Origin of the sequence: Serinicoccus sediminis (assembly GCF_004153545.1) — a bacterium.
GTDB lineage: Bacteria > Actinomycetota > Actinomycetes > Actinomycetales > Dermatophilaceae > Ornithinicoccus > Ornithinicoccus sediminis_A.
The window spans coordinates 32,581-48,476 of the sequence record NZ_SDVA01000012.1 but is presented as its reverse complement, the minus strand read 5'-3'; the positions used below and the strand labels follow the sequence as shown (position 1 = coordinate 48,476).

At 72.6% G+C, this 15,896-nt stretch carries 16 protein-coding genes and 1 tRNA gene; 12 read left to right on the top strand and 5 right to left on the bottom strand.

The window, feature by feature from the left end:
• Window positions 1-3: 3 nt before the first annotated feature.
• Window positions 4-564 carry a helix-turn-helix domain-containing protein gene (locus EUS26_RS11940; RefSeq protein WP_130014057.1) on the bottom strand — a complete coding sequence of 187 codons (561 nt, stop codon included), beginning with the start codon at window positions 562-564 and terminating at the stop codon, window positions 4-6.
• Window positions 565-940: 376 nt separating this feature from the next.
• Complete coding sequence (locus tag EUS26_RS11935; protein ID WP_130014056.1) at window positions 941-1,987, bottom strand: adenosine deaminase; 1,047 nt, start codon at window positions 1,985-1,987, stop codon at window positions 941-943.
• Window positions 1,988-2,052: 65 nt separating this feature from the next.
• On the opposite strand from EUS26_RS11935, the gene EUS26_RS11930 reads away from it, so the two are divergent.
• The 4 genes from EUS26_RS11930 to EUS26_RS11915 are packed head-to-tail and all read left to right on the top strand — an operon-like array spanning window position 2,053 to window position 5,556.
• On the top strand, window positions 2,053-3,045 hold the full coding sequence (locus EUS26_RS11930; protein ID WP_202865131.1) for an ABC transporter ATP-binding protein: 993 nt from the start codon (window positions 2,053-2,055) through the stop codon (window positions 3,043-3,045).
• Window positions 3,042-3,926 (top strand): hypothetical protein, encoded by an 885-nt coding sequence (locus EUS26_RS11925; RefSeq protein WP_130014055.1) that lies wholly within the window; start codon window positions 3,042-3,044, stop codon window positions 3,924-3,926. Before EUS26_RS11930 ends, EUS26_RS11925 begins: the two co-directional genes overlap by 4 nt.
• Window positions 3,926-4,849: an ABC transporter ATP-binding protein gene (locus EUS26_RS11920; RefSeq protein ID WP_130014054.1), complete on the top strand. Its 924-nt coding sequence runs from the start codon at window positions 3,926-3,928 to the stop codon at window positions 4,847-4,849. Before EUS26_RS11925 ends, EUS26_RS11920 begins: the two co-directional genes overlap by 1 nt.
• A complete protein-coding gene (locus EUS26_RS11915) occupies window positions 4,846-5,556 on the top strand; it encodes an ABC transporter permease (protein ID WP_130014053.1) in 711 nt (236 codons plus the stop codon). Before EUS26_RS11920 ends, EUS26_RS11915 begins: the two co-directional genes overlap by 4 nt.
• Here the strand turns inward: EUS26_RS11915 and EUS26_RS11910 are convergent.
• Window positions 5,540-6,853 (bottom strand): FUSC family protein, encoded by a 1,314-nt coding sequence (locus tag EUS26_RS11910; protein WP_130014052.1) that lies wholly within the window; start codon window positions 6,851-6,853, stop codon window positions 5,540-5,542. The two genes, EUS26_RS11915 and EUS26_RS11910, sit on opposite strands and share 17 nt — an antisense overlap.
• A gap of 92 nt (window positions 6,854-6,945) precedes the next feature.
• On the opposite strand from EUS26_RS11910, the gene argG reads away from it, so the two are divergent.
• A complete protein-coding gene (gene argG, locus EUS26_RS11905) occupies window positions 6,946-8,457 on the top strand; it encodes an argininosuccinate synthase (protein ID WP_130014051.1) in 1,512 nt (503 codons plus the stop codon).
• 120 nt (window positions 8,458-8,577) lie between these two features.
• Here argG and EUS26_RS11900 read toward each other — a convergent pair whose 3' ends face one another.
• Window positions 8,578-9,804 carry a pyridoxal phosphate-dependent aminotransferase gene (locus EUS26_RS11900; protein WP_238148963.1) on the bottom strand — a complete coding sequence of 409 codons (1,227 nt, stop codon included), beginning with the start codon at window positions 9,802-9,804 and terminating at the stop codon, window positions 8,578-8,580.
• A 144-nt stretch (window positions 9,805-9,948) separates the two neighbouring features.
• Here EUS26_RS11900 and EUS26_RS11895 point away from each other — a divergent pair.
• The 5 genes from EUS26_RS11895 to rplA all read left to right on the top strand — a co-directional run bounded on the left by EUS26_RS11895 (window position 9,949) and on the right by rplA (window position 12,561).
• Window positions 9,949-10,021: transfer RNA gene (locus tag EUS26_RS11895), tRNA-Trp, on the top strand.
• 59 nt (window positions 10,022-10,080) lie between these two features.
• On the top strand, window positions 10,081-10,326 hold the full coding sequence (gene secE, locus EUS26_RS17130) for a preprotein translocase subunit SecE (RefSeq protein ID WP_202865130.1): 246 nt from the start codon (window positions 10,081-10,083) through the stop codon (window positions 10,324-10,326).
• 58 nt (window positions 10,327-10,384) lie between these two features.
• A complete protein-coding gene (gene nusG, locus EUS26_RS11885; RefSeq protein ID WP_130014049.1) occupies window positions 10,385-11,197 on the top strand; it encodes a transcription termination/antitermination protein NusG in 813 nt (270 codons plus the stop codon).
• A gap of 105 nt (window positions 11,198-11,302) precedes the next feature.
• A complete protein-coding gene (rplK, locus tag EUS26_RS11880; protein WP_058890621.1) occupies window positions 11,303-11,731 on the top strand; it encodes a 50S ribosomal protein L11 in 429 nt (142 codons plus the stop codon).
• A gap of 113 nt (window positions 11,732-11,844) precedes the next feature.
• Window positions 11,845-12,561: a 50S ribosomal protein L1 gene (gene rplA, locus EUS26_RS11875; RefSeq protein WP_130014048.1), complete on the top strand. Its 717-nt coding sequence runs from the start codon at window positions 11,845-11,847 to the stop codon at window positions 12,559-12,561.
• 277 nt (window positions 12,562-12,838) lie between these two features.
• On the opposite strand, the gene EUS26_RS11870 is transcribed toward rplA, so the two are convergent.
• Window positions 12,839-14,164: an MFS transporter gene (locus EUS26_RS11870; protein WP_130014047.1), complete on the bottom strand. Its 1,326-nt coding sequence runs from the start codon at window positions 14,162-14,164 to the stop codon at window positions 12,839-12,841.
• Between the two features lie 309 nt (window positions 14,165-14,473).
• Here EUS26_RS11870 and rplJ point away from each other — a divergent pair, with 309 nt between their 5' ends.
• Window positions 14,474-15,118: a 50S ribosomal protein L10 gene (gene rplJ / locus EUS26_RS11865; protein WP_130014046.1), complete on the top strand. Its 645-nt coding sequence runs from the start codon at window positions 14,474-14,476 to the stop codon at window positions 15,116-15,118.
• Window positions 15,119-15,198: 80 nt separating this feature from the next.
• Window positions 15,199-15,588: a 50S ribosomal protein L7/L12 gene (gene rplL, locus EUS26_RS11860; RefSeq protein WP_130014045.1), complete on the top strand. Its 390-nt coding sequence runs from the start codon at window positions 15,199-15,201 to the stop codon at window positions 15,586-15,588.
• Window positions 15,589-15,896: the final 308 nt, after the last annotated feature.

Sequence of the window (15,896 nt, the reverse complement as noted above, 5' to 3'; positions counted from 1 at the left end):
CGCCTAGGCGGGCCACCGGGGTTCCTCGCCCGGGGCGAACGGCCGGGGCGTCCTGCCGTAGCGCGTCCCCGGCGGTATGTCGAAGCCCTCCGCCGTCCACCGCGGTCGAGGACCCGAGCTCCGTCGACCGAAGTAGTCGTGGAACCACCACCACGTCGGCCCGTTCGCGCTGGGGCGCACGACCCGATGGGCGGGGAAGCGGCGCCCGGACCGGTCCGTCGCCACGAGGTCCGTCTCCTCCCAGCCGGCCACCGGCATACCGTCTGGTCCCACCACCGCCAGGCTCACGCCGGCCCGGCGGAGCAGCTCCAGGGTCAGGTCGAGGCTGAGCTCGCCGGCATGCCGTTCAGCGCGGGCGACCAGGGTCTGGTGCACGCCCCAGCTGTCTGCCAACGCCCGCTGGCTCCACCCTTCCGCCCGCCGGAACGCGCGCAGCGCCAGCCCCACCTGCTCAGCCGCGCCCGGCAGTCGCGGCTCCGGCGCATCCCGGTCCCGGTGGGGGCCGAGGGGGTCCTCCTCGCCCGCGTCCCGGCCCGGTCCCGACCCGCCCATGTCCTCGCTCACCACTGAGCCTCCCGCCCGATGTGTCCTGGGACCACCCTGACCCGCCCCGCACGCGCCGTCACCCCTCGGACGACACCCTGTGGACAACCCAGCACGACCGACGGGTGTGTGGACCAGTGTCATACCGGCACCATATGTCGCCCGAGACGTCACACTGAGTCCCCCATCGGATCAGCCCGCCGCTGAGGCGTGACGTGACTCAGTGGCGATCTGAGGGAGTAGGTGACTCAGGTCGCCAGTGAGTCACCGGGAGACTCAGCCGCGGGCTGATTCAGCAGACGACTCAGTGTGACGTCTCCGGCCAGATCGGGCAGTGGCGGCCAGGCCACGGCGGCGACGCTCTCGTCCGGGCTGACGCCGTAGGAAGAGGAGAGAGTCAGGGCGGGGGTGCGGGGGTGTCGAGCCAGGCGTCGACCTCGGCGAGGAGCTGACGCTTCGTGGAGGGCGCCGCCACCGAGCCCTCGATGGAGCCACGCGCCAGCCTGGCCAGGGCGTCGTCGTCCAGCCCGTGGTCGAGGCGGGCGGAGACGTACTGGTCGGCCAGGCGGCTGCCGAAGAGCAGCGGGTCGTCCGCGCCGAGCGCGACGCGGGCCCCGACCTCCAGCAGCCGGGGGAGGGGCACTGCACCCAGGTCCCCGTAGACGCCGAGCGCGACGTTGCTGCCCGGGCACACCTCGAGGGTCACCTGCTCCTCGACGACCCGCGCGAGGACGGCCTCGTCCTCGACGGCACGGATGCCGTGGCCCAGCCGGTCCGGCAGCAGGTGGTCGAGGGCCACGGCGACGTGATCGGCCCCGAGCAGCTCGCCCGCGTGCGGGACGCTGGCCAGCCCCGCCTTGGCCGCGATGCGGAAGGCCGGCTCGAAGTCGCCCGTCCAGCCGCGGCGCTCGTCGTTCGACAGACCGAAGCCGACGACCGTGCCCGCGGTCTCGCCCGCGTGCTTGGCCGCCAGCCGGGCGAGCGCCCTGGCGTCCAGGGGGTGCCGCATCCGGGACGCCGCGACGACGACCGCCACCTGGGTCCCGCCCACCGTCGAGACCGCCCGCGCCTCGTCCAGCACGATCTCCAGGGCCGGGGTCAGCCCGCCGACGAACGGTGCGTAGGACGTGGGGTCGATCTGGATCTCCAGCCACCGCGACCCCTCGGCGGCGTCGTCCTGCGCCGCCTCGCGGACGATGCGACGCATGTCCGCCTCGTCCCGCACCACCGCCCGGGCGGCGTCGTAGAGACGCTGGAACCGGAACCACCCGCGCTCGTCCAGACCCGACAGGCGCGGCGGCCACCGGCTCAGGAGCGCGTGCGGCAGCCGCAGGCCGTGCTTGTCCGCGAGCTCGCGCACCGTGTCCACCCGCATCGAGCCGGTGAAGTGCAGGTGCAGGTGGGCCTTGGGCAGCGCCAGCAGCGAGCGCGTGCGTCCAGGCATCCCCCCAGCCTAGACGGGGGGTGTCCCCCTGGGTGGGGCCGCCGCGCCTCGCTACAGTCGTCGGCGTGACCGTGATCGAGACGCAGGGGCTGACCAAGCGTTACGGCTCCGTGCAGGCGCCCGCGCTCGCCGACCTCACCATCGAGGTCGGCGACGGGGTTACCGGCCTCGTCGGGGCGAACGGCGCGGGCAAGTCGACGCTCATCAAGCTCCTTCTCGGACTGCTCGCCCCGACGTCCGGGTCGGCGACCGTGCTGGGCCACGACATCGGCAGGGCGGGGGAGCAGATCCGCCGCGCCGTCGGCTACATGCCCGAGCACGACTGCCTGCCCCCCGACATGCGCTGCATCGACTTCGTGGTCCACATGGGCCGCATGTCGGGGCTGCCTCCCGCACCGGCGCGCGAGCGGGCCGCCGACGTGCTGCGCCACGTGGGGCTCGCCGAGGAGAGGTACCGCCTCATGGGCGGCTACTCGACCGGGATGAAGCAGCGGGCCAAGCTCGCTCAGGCCCTGGTGCACGACCCCGAGCTGGTCATGCTCGACGAGCCCACCAACGGGCTGGACCCGGCCGCGCGGGACGACATGCTGGCGCTCGTGCAGCGCATCGGGCACGACTTCGGCATTCCGGTCCTCGTCACCTCCCACCTGCTCGGTGAGCTCGAGCGGATCAGCGACCACGTCGTCGTCCTCGACGGCGGTCAGCTGCTGCGCTCCGAGGCGACCCGCACCTTCCTCGCCGACACGGGCACGGTGCTCGTCGAGGTCACCGGCGAGGGGGATGCCCAGCGACGTATGGGGGAGGCGCTCGCGGCACGCGGGCTCACCTGCCGCCCGCAGGGCAGCCTCATCGAGATCGACCCCCTCACGGTGGACGGCCCCAGCTCGGGCGACGACCCCGTAGCGGCGGCGGACGGTCAGGACGCGGCAGCGGCGGCGCACGACCGGCTGCGCGACCTGGTCCGGGACACCGCGGCCGACCTCGACCTCGGTCTCGTGCGCATCCAGGCGCGCACCGGCCGCCTCGAGGACGTCTTCCGGGACGAGGTGCCCGCATGAGCGCCCAGGACAGCACCGGGGTCATCCACGACATCGGCTACCGCCGGTATGCCGGTGCCCGCACCACCCGCGCCGGCATCATCCGCGCGCTGCTGCTCTCCGGGGTGCTGGCCGTCTTCGGGTTCGGCCGGTCCGGCAAGGCCAAGGTGCTGCCGTTCGCGCTCCTCGGCATGACCCTGGTCCCCGCCGTCATCCAGGTCGGGATCATGAGCCTCATCGGACTCTCGGCGGACCTGCTCAACTACTCCGCCTACAACGCCGGCTCCTCCTTCCTGGTCGTGCTCTTCGTCGCCGCGCAGGCGCCCGTGCTGTTCAGCCGCGACCTGCGCTCCGGCGTCATCAGCCTCTACCTCGCCCGGCCGCTCGGGGCCACGGCCTTCGCGCTGACCCGCTGGGCCTCCCTGGTGCTGGCCATCCTCGCCTTCGTGCTCACCCCGCTGCTCGTGCTCTTCATCGGCGGGCTCGCCGCCGGGGCCAGCCTGCGGGAGGAGCTGCCGCGGGTCGCGGTCGCGCTCGCCGGGGCCGTGCTGCTCGCCATGCTGGTCGCCACGGTGTCCTCCCTCGTGGCGTCGTGGACGCTGCGCCGGGGGCTCGCCATCGCCGGCTCCATCATGGTGCTGCTGGTCGGGCTGGGGGTCACGGCCGGGCTGCAGGAGGTCGCCGACACCGAGGGCGCCACCACGCTGGCGCACTGGGCGGCGCTGCTGTCCCCGTTCGTCCTCGTCGACTCGGTCCAGGTGGCCCTCGGCGACGCCTCCACCCAGTTCCCCGCCCCGGCCGACACCGTGGCGACCGGTCTGCTCCTCCTCGGCGCGGCCCTGGTCCTCATGTTCCTCGGGATGGCCCTGCTGGTCCGTCGCTACCGCAGCAAGGGGGCGTGATGACCGACCTCACCCTCAGTGGCGTCTCCCGCTGGTACGGCAACGTCGTCGCCGTCAACGACGTCACCATGTCGATCCGTCCGGGCGTCACCGGCCTGCTCGGCCCCAACGGGGCAGGCAAGTCCACCCTCATCGCCATGATGGCCGGCTTCCTGGCCCCCTCCGCCGGGGACATCCGGCTGGGCGAGGCGCCCGTGTGGCGCAACGTGGAGGCATACCGGGAGCTCGGCCTGGTGCCCGAGCGCGAGGTGAGCTTCTCCTACCTCACCGGGCGCGCCTTCGTGCAGGCGTCCGCCGAGCTGCACCGGCTCTCCGACCCCCGCGCCGCCACGGCGCGGGCGCTGGCCGAGGTCGACCTCGTCGACGCCGCGGACCGGCCGATCAGCACCTTCTCCAAGGGCATGCGGCAGCGCGCCAAGCTCGCCTCCGCCCTGGTCCACGACCCCACGGTGCTGCTGCTGGACGAGCCGTTCAACGGCGTCGACCCCCGGCAGCGCATGCACCTCATGGAGCTGCTGACCCGGATGGGGGAGCAGGGCCGCACCGTGCTCTTCTCCAGCCACATCCTCGAGGAGGTCGAGCAGATCGCCCGGCAGATCGAGGTCGTGGTCTCCGGGCGGCACGCGGCCAGCGGCGACTTCGGCGCCATCCGGCGGCTCATGACCGACCGCCCCAGCCACTACGTCGTCCGCTCCACCGACGACCGGGGCCTCGCCGCGCTGCTCATGGGCCTCACCGGGGTGCGCTCGGTGGCGCTCGGCCGGGTCGGGACCGGTGAGGCGATCACGGTGGAGGTGACCGACATGGGCCAGTTCACCCTGGCGCTGCCCCGGCTGGCGCGGTCGGCCGGCATCACGGTGCGCGAGCTCGCGCCCTCGGACGAGAGCCTGGAGTCGGTGTTCACCTACCTGGTGCAGTCATGAATCTCACCATCATGCGCCTCGCCCTGCAGGCCCTCGTCGGCCAGCGCCGCGGGCTGGTCATCCTGGCCCTCCCGGTGCTCCTCGTCGCCCTCGCCGGGGTGCTGCGCGCGCTGACCGGGGAGCCGGTGTCGGCCAACGCCGTCGTCGTCGAGGTCGGCATCGCCCTCGTGGTGCCGCTCGTGGCGCTGCTCGCGGCCAACGGCGTGCTGGGCCCGGAGATCGACGACGGCTCGGTGGTCTACCTCCTGTCGACCCCCGTCAGCAGGTATGCCGTGGCTGCCTCCAAGTTCGTCGTCGCCGCCGGGGTCGCCGCGGTGGCCGCGGTCGCCGGGCTGCTCGGGGCCACGCTGGCCGGCGGACTGAGCGGCCGGTGGGTGGTGGTGTCCCTCGTCGTGGGCGTGGCCGGGGCCGTGCTCTACACCGCGCTGTTCAGCGCGATCGCGGCCGCCACACGGCACGGCATGATCGCCGGGCTCGTCTACGTCACCGTGGTGGAGAGCCTGCTCGGCCGCTTCCTCGACGGCTTCCGCTACGTCTCCGTGCGGGCGATCGCCGAGCGCCTGGGGGAGGTGGCCGCCGACGTCGACCTGCCGGTGTCCGACCTGTCCACGACGTATGCCGTCGTCGCGTCCGTCGTCCTGCTCTTGGTGGGGGTCGCGGCCGCGGGGTGGCGGCTCGCGCGCTTCCAGCTCAAGGGCGACGAGTAGCCTCCGCGGCGGGGCGGGTCCCGCTGCGGCGGGGGCGCCGCCAGGTGCGTCGCAGCGAGGCCAGCACGGCCCGGTCGAGCGGGGCGAACTCCCGCGAGATGGTGGGCCCGGGCAGCGCCCGCTCGCCCTGCGCGTCCCGCCACCGGGCGTGCTGCGCCGCGCGGGCCGGCGCGTCGAGCACCTGCAGGATGCGGTCGACGGCGCGCAGGATGGAGCCGCGCAGCAGCCACTGGTCGGTCGGCCCGCCGCCGGACTCCATGAGCATGAGCTCGGTGAGGATGGCCCGGGTCTCCCGCAGCAGCTCCATGTTCTCGTCCAGGAGCACCCGGCGTCGCTCCTGGTCGCCGCTGGTCTCCGCCTCGACGAGGGCCCCGAAGGAGTCGATGCAGCTGCCCACGTCGCGCAGCACCACCGCGACCGCGGCCCGCACCTCGTCGGAGAACTCCGGGGCGCTCTCGCCCTGCTCGTCGCGCGCCTCGTGGCCCAGGGCGACGAACAGCGCCCGGGTCGCCGCCGCGCTGTCCTGCAGGGAGTCCAGGCCGGAGCGCAGCAGCGGGCTGACGTCGGCGCGGCCGATGGTGCGGGTGTTCCACTGCCACATCTCCTGCACCCGGCCCACCAGCTCACCCGCCCGGCCCAGGTCGTCGCCCACGTCCCGGGCCGCGCGCAGGTGCCCCGCGAGCGACTCCGCGGTGACCGCGCCCTCGTCGATGTCCTCGGCGGCCGCGGCGAAGATCTCCGCCTGCCGACGCGCGACGGTGCGCACCGAGGCGGCGGCCGCCCCGACCGGGATCGCGGGGGGCCACAGCAGCGGCAGCGCGATGCCGACGGCGGCTCCGATGAGGGTGGTGAGCACCCGGGTCTCGGCCGCGGTGTTCTGCAGCGAGGCGCCCAGGATGAGCATGCCGCTGATGGGGGTCTCCAGGGCCTGGGGGCCGAGCCGCAGCAGGCTGCCCAGGAGGAGCGAGACCAGGATGACCAGCCCCAGGGACCACCAGGTCAGCCCCACCCAGATCGAGACCACGAGGGCGACGCCGATCCCGGTGAGGACGGCGCCCACCCGCACCATCGCCATCCGCAGCGACCCGGTCGCGCTCGCCTGCGTCACCAGGATCGCCGTGAGCGAGCAGGTGAGGTCGATCGGCCCCACGGTCACCGCCCGGGTGATGACGTAGGCCAGCACCGCGGCCGTGGTGACCCGCACGACGTTCATCGCGTCGGGTCGCCACCCGAGCACCAGCGCCCGCCACGCCTCACCCGCCCGGTTGAGGGCGCTCTGCGGCGTGAGACGGGGCATACCCCCATCTCACCACGCCTGTGCGGAGCGTGGAAGAGCATGCTGACCTGCGGATTGCATATCTATACGCACTCACGCATACACTCGTCACCATGTCCAAGGTCTTGACGAGCATCCCTGTCGGTGAACGTGTCGGGATCGCCTTCTCCGGCGGTCTGGACACCTCGGTCGCGGTCGCGTGGATGCGTGAGAGGGGCGCCGTGCCCTGCACCTACACGGCTCACATCGGTCAGTACGACGAGACCGACATCGACGGCGTCCCCGGCCGCGCGGAGGAGTACGGCGCGCAGATCGCCCGCCTGGTCGACTGCCGGCCTGAGCTCGTCGAGGAGGGCCTCGTCGCCCTCGCCTGCGGCGCCTTCCACATCCGCTCCGGCGGCCGCACCTACTTCAACACCACGCCCCTGGGCCGCGCCGTCACCGGCACCATGCTCATCCGGGCGATGAAGGAGGACGAGGTCCACATCTGGGGGGACGGCTCGACCTACAAGGGCAACGACATCGAGCGGTTCTACCGCTACGGCCTGCTCGCCAACCCCCAGCTGCGGATCTACAAGCCGTGGCTGGACGAGGCCTTCGTCCACGAGCTGGGGGGCCGCGACGAGATGAGCCAGTGGCTCTCCGAGCGCGAGCTGCCCTACCGGGCCAGCAAGGAGAAGGCCTACTCGACCGACGCCAACATCTGGGGCGCCACGCACGAGGCGAAGAAGCTCGAGCACCTCGACGTGGGGATGGAGATCGTCGAGCCGATCATGGGCGTGCGCTTCTGGGACCCCGAGGTCGAGGTGCCGACCGAGGACGTCACCGTGGCCTTCGAGCACGGCCGCCCGGTCGCGATCAACGGGCAGGACTTCGACGGCGACGCCGTCGCGCTGGTCATGGAGGCCAACGCCATCGGCGGCCGGCACGGGCTGGGGATGGCCGACGAGATCGAGAACCGCATCATCGAGGCCAAGTCGCGCGGCATCTACGAGGCGCCGGGGATGGCGCTGCTGCACATCTGCTACGAGCGGCTCGTCAACGCGATCCACAACGAGGACGTCACCGCGGCCTACCACACGCAGGGTCGGGCCCTCGGCCGACTCATGTACGAGGGGCGCTGGCTGGACCCGCAGGCGCTGATGATCCGCGAGTCGCTGCAGCGGTGGGTCGCCTCGGCGGTGACCGGCGAGGTGACGCTGCGGTTGCGGCGCGGCGAGGACTACAGCATCGTCGCGACCGACGGGCCCTCGTTCAGCTACCACCCGGACAAGCTGTCGATGGAGCGGGTCAGCAACGCCGCCTTCGGGCCGACCGACCGGATCGGGCAGCTGACCCTGCGCAACCTCGACATCGCCGACTCCCGCTCCCGGCTCGAGCAGTACGTCTCGATGGGCCTGCTCGGCGTCGGAGCCGCCGCCCAGGCGCCGGCGACGGGAGCGGTCGCGGACGGCGGGAGCGTGCTGGACGGCGTGGAGGAGCCGTCCCGGCTGGGCCTGGCCACGACCTCGCTCGTCGGCGACCTCACCCCGGGCGGGGCGGACCGCATCGCGAGCGGCGTCGGGCCGACCGAGGACGAGGAGGAGTCGCTGGACTGGGCGGCCATGGAGTTCGGCACCGACTGACGGGCCCGGACGCGACGACCGCCCGCACCCCCGGCCGGGGTGCGGGCGGTCGTCCTGCCGGTGTGGTGGCGGTGGCCGCTCACCCGGTGCTGGTGGGCGGCCCCGACGACCTGGCCGCGGTCAGCGGGCCTCGGCCAGCAGTGCCTGGATGCGGCCCACGCCCTCCTCGAGGTCCTCGTCGCCGAGCGCGTAGGACAGCCGCAGGTAGCCGCTGGGGCCGAACGCCTCACCGGGCACGACCGCGACCTCGACCTCCTCGAGGATGAGCGCGGCCAGCTCCACCGACGTGCGGGGCGTGCGGCCGCGGATCTCCGTGCCGAGCACCCCTTCGACCGAGGGGTAGGCGTAGAACGCGCCCTGAGGCACCGGGCACTCGACCCCGTCGATCGCGTTCAGCATCTCGACCATGCGGCGACGGCGCCGGTCGAAGGCGACCTTCATCTCCTCCACCGCGCCCAGGCTGCCCTCCAGCGCGGCGATCGCGGCCCGCTGCGAGACGTTGGCGACGTTGGACGTCGCGTGGCTCTGCAGGTTGGTCGCGGCCTTGACGACGTCGGTCGGGCCGATCATCCACCCGACCCGCCATCCGGTCATGGCGTACGTCTTGGCCACCCCGTTGAGCACGACGCAGGTGTCGGCCAGCTCCGGGACGAGCACCGGCATCGACGGCGCCTGCGCCCCGTCGTAGAGCAGGTGCTCGTAGATCTCGTCGGTGACGACCCAGATCCCGTGCTCCAGGGCCCAGCGGCCGATCGCCTCCACCTGCTCGGACGGGTAGACGGCGCCGGTGGGGTTGGAGGGCGAGCAGAAGAGCAGCGCCTTGGTGCGGTCCGTGCGCGCGGCCTCGAGCTGCTCGACGGTGACGAGGTACGCCCCGGCCTCGGCGTCGGCGCCGGCGAAGACCTCGACCGGGGTGCCCCCGGCGAGCCGGATGGACTCGGGGTAGGTCGTCCAGTACGGGGTGGGGAGGATGACCTCGTCGCCCGGGTCCAGCAGCGCGGCGAAGGTGTTGTAGACCGCCTGCTTGCCGCCGTTGGTGACGAGCACGTTCGCCGGCTCCACGGCATACCCCGAGTCGCGGCGCGTCTTGGCGACGATCGCGTCCTTGAGGGAGGCGAGGCCGCCGGCGGGGGAGTAGCGGTGGTTGACCGGGTCGGAGCAGGCGTCGACGGCGGCCTGCACGATGTAGTCCGGGGTGGGGAAGTCGGGCTCACCGGCACCGAAGCCGATGACCGGCCGGCCCTGGGCCTTGAGGGCCTTGGCCTTGGCGTCGACGGCCAGGGTGGCCGACTCGGCGATGGATCCGATGCGGGTGCTGATGCGGGTCTGCTCGCTCACGCCGCCCATCATGGCACCGCGGGTTCACGTAGGGTCAAACCCGGTCCGGCTTTTGCCCACCTGTCGGGCGTCCCGTAGACTGCTTGTTCGGGTGTTCGCACGAGGCGCCAGCCTGCCCCCCAGCAGCAGGCCGGCACCGCGAGGACCTGGTGAAGGGCAATAGCTCAATTGGTAGAGCACCGGTCTCCAAAACCGGCGGTTGGGGGTTCGAGTCCCTCTTGCCCTGCGTGACCGGTAGGCATCCTGCCCGCCGGAGAACCCAGACCTGCGACAGGAAGGCGAGCCGTGGCGAACCCCGCCCGCGACACCGACGGTGCCGCTCGCAGCCAGGCCGGCGCCGGCCAGGGCGGCCGCCCGTCGACCTTCGTCGAGCAGGTCATGGCCGAGCTGCGCAAGGTCGTCCAGCCCACGCGCAACGAGCTCATCACCTACACGATCGTCGTCTTCGTCTTCGTGCTGGTGATGATGGCGTTCGTCTTCGGCCTGGACCAGCTGTTCCAGTGGCTGGTCGGTCTCGTCTTCGGGGCCTGACCGCGAGCAGCACGCGGCGCCGTTCGGCGCCGCGGACACGACATTGAGGAAGTAGGGCATGTCCGAGCAGACCCCCGACCACGACGAGGTCACCGCCGAGCAGTCCGTGCAGGACGCCGACGTGGAGGCCGCCGAGCGTCTCGACGGTGACGCCCCGGCCGACCCCGTGGAGGAGGCCGTCTACGGCGAGGACGAGGAGGTGACCTCCGAGGAGCCCGCCGACGCGGAGGAGGTCCTCGAGGCGGTGGACCCGCTCGAGGAGTTCACCGCGGTCCTGCGCGGCAAGTACGGCGACTGGTTCGTCGTCCACTCCTACGCGGGCTACGAGAACCGGGTCAAGCACAACCTGGAGACCCGCATCACCAGCCTCAACATGGAGGACTACATCTTCGAGGTGGAGGTCCCCATGGAGGAGGTGACCGAGATCAAGAACGGCCAGCGCAAGCAGGTGCGCCGCGTGCGGATGCCCGGCTACGTGCTGGTCCGGATGGAGCTCACCGACGAGTCGTGGGGCGCCGTCCGGCACACGCCGGGCGTCACCGGCTTCGTCGGCAACGCCCACCAGCCGGTGCCGCTGAGCATCGACGAGGTCGTCAGCATGCTGGCCCCGAAGTTCGACACCCCGACCCCGGCCCCCAGCGCCGCGGACGACTCGGGCACCACCTCCGACGACGGCTTCAGCCGCCCGGCCCAGCCGCACGTCGACTTCGAGGTCGGCGAGTCGGTCACCGTCATGGAGGGCCCGTTCGAGACCCTGCCGGCGACGATCTCCGAGATCCTGCCCGAGAGCAACAAGCTCAAGGTGCTGGTCTCCATCTTCGGCCGCGAGACCCCCGTCGAGCTGTCGTTCAACCAGGTCGCCAAGATCTGATCCTTCGGGGGTCTGCCCCCGGACACCCCCGCCGTCACCAGCCGGTGAGCGGCATGCAACCGGGTCATCGCCCACGGCGTCGGCCCAGCAACCAAGGAGAGCACCATGCCCCCCAAGAAGAAGGTCAGCGGCTTCATCAAGCTGCAGATCCAGGCCGGCGCCGCCACCCCGGCCCCGCCCGTCGGCCCCGCGCTGGGTCAGCACGGCGTCAACATCATGGAGTTCGTCAAGGCCTACAACGCCGCGACGGAGTCCCAGCGTGGCAATGTCATCCCGGTCGAGATCACGGTCTACGAGGACCGCTCGTTCACCTTCATCACCAAGACCCCGCCGGCCGCCGAGCTCATCAAGAAGGCCGCGGGCGTCGGCAAGGGCTCGGGCGAGCCGCACAAGACCAAGGTCGGCACGCTGAACGACGCGCAGCTCACCGAGATCGCCGAGATGAAGATGGCCGACCTCAACGCCAACGACCTGGACATGGCCAAGCGCATCATCGCCGGCACCGCCCGGTCGATGGGCATCACCACCAGCTGAACCCCCGGGGTATGCCGGCGCCCGGCCGGGCGCACGGCATACCCCGAACCCTGTGGCAGGGCCCGCTTCGGCCCGTCCGACCACAGCTCCACCATCACCACGAGGAGTGACACATGAAGCGCAGCAAGGCCTACCGCGCCTCCGCGGAGAAGCTCGGCGAGGGGTCGTTCTACACCCCGCGCGAGGCGATCCGCCTGGCCAAGGAGACCAGCACCACGAAGTACGACGCGACCGTCGAGGTCGCCCTGCGTCTGGGCGTCGACCCGCGCAAGGCCGACCAGCTCGTCCGCGGCACCGTCAACCTGCCCGGCGGCACGGGCAAGACCGCCCGCGTCCTGGTCTTCGCCAACGGCGACAAGGCGCAGGCCGCCCTGGACGCCGGCGCCGACTACGTCGGCTCGGACGACATGATCGAGCGGGTCTCCGGCGGCTGGACGGACTTCGACGCCGTCGTCGCCACGCCGGACCTCATGGGCAAGGTCGGCCGCCTGGGCAAGGTGCTCGGCCCCCGCGGGCTCATGCCCAACCCCAAGACGGGCACCGTCACGATGGACACCGCCAAGGCCGTGTCCGACATCAAGGGCGGCAAGATCGAGTTCCGCGTGGACAAGCACGCCAACCTCCACTTCATCATCGGCAAGACCTCCTTCGACGAGGCGACGCTGGCGCAGAACTACGCCGTCGCGATCGAGGAGATCCTTCGGCTGAAGCCGACCAGCTCCAAGGGTCGCTACGTCACCAAGGCGACCATGTCGACGACGATGGGCCCGGGCATCCCGATGGACCCGGCCCGCGTCTCGAGCGTCCTGGAGACCGCGCCGGCCGAGTGAGGCCTGCAGCGGCCACCCCGCCGTCGACGACGCCCCCGGCAGCACCTCGTGTGCTCCCGGGGGCGTCGTCGTCCCGGCGGACGCCTGACGTGCCGCCCCGGGTGCCGTCTCATCGGCCCCACGTCTCACAGGGGCCCCAGCGTGCGGGGATACGACCACCTGCCGGGGACATATCCCCGCTCACGGGCACTGTCGTCGCATCGTGGGGCCTGTGGGACTCCGGGGACGAAGGGCAGGGGCAGTGGAGCTCTGGGGTCGTGCCGAACCCCCCGGCTGCTCAGCCGCGGGACACCTCGGGCAGCCGCCAGGACACGGCGGCGCCGACGAGGCCGAGCAGCGCCAGGAAGACCAGCGCCGGGACCGCCCCCAGCGTGGCCAGGGCCGCGCTCACGGCACCGGTGACGAGCAGGATGACCCCCATCGCGGTGTTCGACACCGCGACGTACCGGGTGCGCAGGTCGCCCTCGGCGAGGTCCACGACATACGTCTTGCGGGCCACCCGGACGCCGACGTGCACCAGGCTCAGCACGAGGTATGCCGCGACCAGCACCCCGAGCAGCGCCGCCGGCCTCTGCTGCAGCACCAGGACCGCCACCACGGCCAGCAGGACCACCAGCGAGGCGACGAGGGCGCCCAGCACCATGACGAGCCGGCTGGACCGGTCGGCGAGCGACCCGAAGACCCGCCCGCCGACGACCGAGGCGACCCCCTGGGCGATGACGAACGACCCCAGGCCCCCGAGCAGGGCGGCGAGCCCGTCCTGGCCGCCCGACCGGCCCGCCTCGACCGCCAGGGTCACGAGGAAGGGCGGCGCCAGCGCCGACACCAGCAGCAGCCCCCGGGCGAGGACGAACCGGCGGAACCCGGCGTCGTCGCGCAGGAGGCCCACGGTGTCGGCCCACCAGGGCTCACGGCGCTCCTCCGGCTCCTGCGGCTGCTCGGGGATCCCGGCGTACACGGCGACCGCCAGCGCCCACATCAGCGCCGCGCCGAGCAGGAAGGCTGCCAGCACCGGGGCGTCGAGGCCGGGACCGAGCAGCTGCAGGGACACCCCGAGGACCAGCGCGGCCACCCCCGAGACCATGGTCGCGGCGCCGGTCACCTGACCCCGCTGCCCCTTGGGCACGGTCCGGCCCTGCACGTCCTTGGCCGCCATCGAGCACAGGCAGCGGGCCAGGGCGAAGACCGCGAGCGCGACCAGGACCACGACGCCGGCCACCCAGCCGTCGAGCAGCAGCGCCCCCACGGCCATCGCCGCCGTCGCGACCGCCTGGCCGGCCGCACCGACCATCCACACCCGCGTGCGCCGGGGCCGGGACACCACCCAGGGGGTGAGCGCGGCCTGCGGCAGCATCGACCCGGCCTCGCGGACCGGCACGAGCAGGCCGACCAACGCGGCGGGCGCGCCCAGCAGGGTGAGCAGCCAGGGCAGGACCGTCTTGGCGTTGACCACCTGGTCGCCGATGCTCTGCAACGCGTTGGCCCCGATGAGCCGCAGTCCTCCGCTGCTCACCCGCTCGGTGCCCCCGAAGTCGCTCTCGGCCTCCTCGTCCGCGGTGACGAACCGGTGGTACCACCGCTCCCGCGCCGTCTGCTCGCTCACCGGACCATGATGCCGCCCGCCGGCAGCGCCCCTGCCGCCGGGCCGCGGGATTTGGACCACCCCCGGGTATGCCGTTACCCTGAGGACATACCCAAGACCGCCGGTTGTCGGCGTGCCCGGGTCCGGCGCGAGCCGGGTCGGGTGGCGTCGGCCGAAGGTTCCGACCACGTCGGGCGCCAGCGCAGGTGAACCGAGCACGACCGTCGGCCCTGGCCGACACACGTCCTGCGAGCCCCGGTGCGCCTGCGCCGGGGCTCTCGTCATGTCGGGCCGGGGGGTAGCCGGCACCACGACGTGAAGGAGGCCAGTATGGCGACGCCCGAGAAGGTTGCTGCCATCGCCGAGCTGACGGAGAAGTTCCGCAGCTCCGGTGGGGCCGTGCTCACGGAGTACCGCGGGCTGCGGGTGAGCCAGATCACCGAGCTGCGCGCCTCCATGCGAGAGCACGCCACCTACGCCGTGGTGAAGAACACGCTCACCAAGCGTGCTGCTGCCGAGGCCGGCATCGAAGGCCTCGACGAGCACCTGCAGGGCCCCACGGCCATCGCCTTCGTCACCGGTGACCCGGTCGAGGCGGCCAAGGGGCTGCGTGACTTCGCCAAGGCCAACCCGGCCCTGGTCATCAAGGGTGGTGTGCTCGACGGTCGCCCGTTGAGCCCCGCCGAGATCACCACGCTCGCGGACCTGGAGTCCCGCGAGGTCCTGCTGGCCAAGCTGGCAGGTGCCATGAAGGGCAACCTGTCCAAGGCTGCCGGCCTGTTCGCCGCTCCGCTGTCGTCGACCGCCCGGGTCGTCGAGGCGCTGCGCGCGAAGGTCGAGGAGCAGGGCGGTCCCCTCTCCGGGGCGACGTCGGCGGCTGCCGACGAGACCCCGTCGGCGGACTCCGTCGACACCACCGCACCGGCAGAGGCCGGGGCGGGCACCGACGTCGCCGAGGGTGGCGACGAGGGCTGACCGCGCCGGCCCCACGGGTCACGCGAGCAGCGCATCCACACAACGCCACTCACGGCATACAACAGGAAGGAACGCCCATCATGGCGAAGCTGAGCACCGAGGAGCTCCTTGACCAGTTCAAGGAGATGACCCTCATCGAGCTGTCCGAGTTCGTCAAGGCCTTCGAGGACACCTTCGAGGTCACCGCCGCCGCCCCGGTCGCCGTCGCGGCCGGCGCCCCCGCCGCCGGTGGCGGCGACGAGGCCGCGGCCGAGGAGCAGGACGAGTTCGACGTCGTCCTCGAGGCCGCCGGTGACAAGAAGATCCAGGTCATCAAGGAGGTCCGCGCGCTGACCTCCCTCGGCCTGAAGGAGGCCAAGGACCTCGTCGACGGTGCGCCGAAGCCGGTCCTGGAGAAGGTCGACAAGGAGGCCGCCGAGAAGGCCAAGGAGCAGCTCGAGGGCGCCGGCGCGACCGTCACCCTCAAGTGAGCCCGTCGGTGGGGCCACGGCGCATGCCGTGAGGTCCCACCGACACCTCTCACCTCCGCCGCGGGCGGGGTCGAGGCACCCGCACGGGTGCTGCGGCCCCGCCCGCGGTGCGTCAGGGGGGAGTGCCGCGGCGGACGTGAGCGGCGACGTGCCACGGGGAGACACGCCTGGGGGAGCGGGCGTGCTTGACGCCCGGGGCCTCCGAGGAGCACCATCGACGCACGCACCTGCCGCCGGGCCGGTGTCGGACTCCACCAGGGGCGCGTCCGCCCCTGAGCCGACGCCCCGCCGTCCAGGACGCCCCGTCG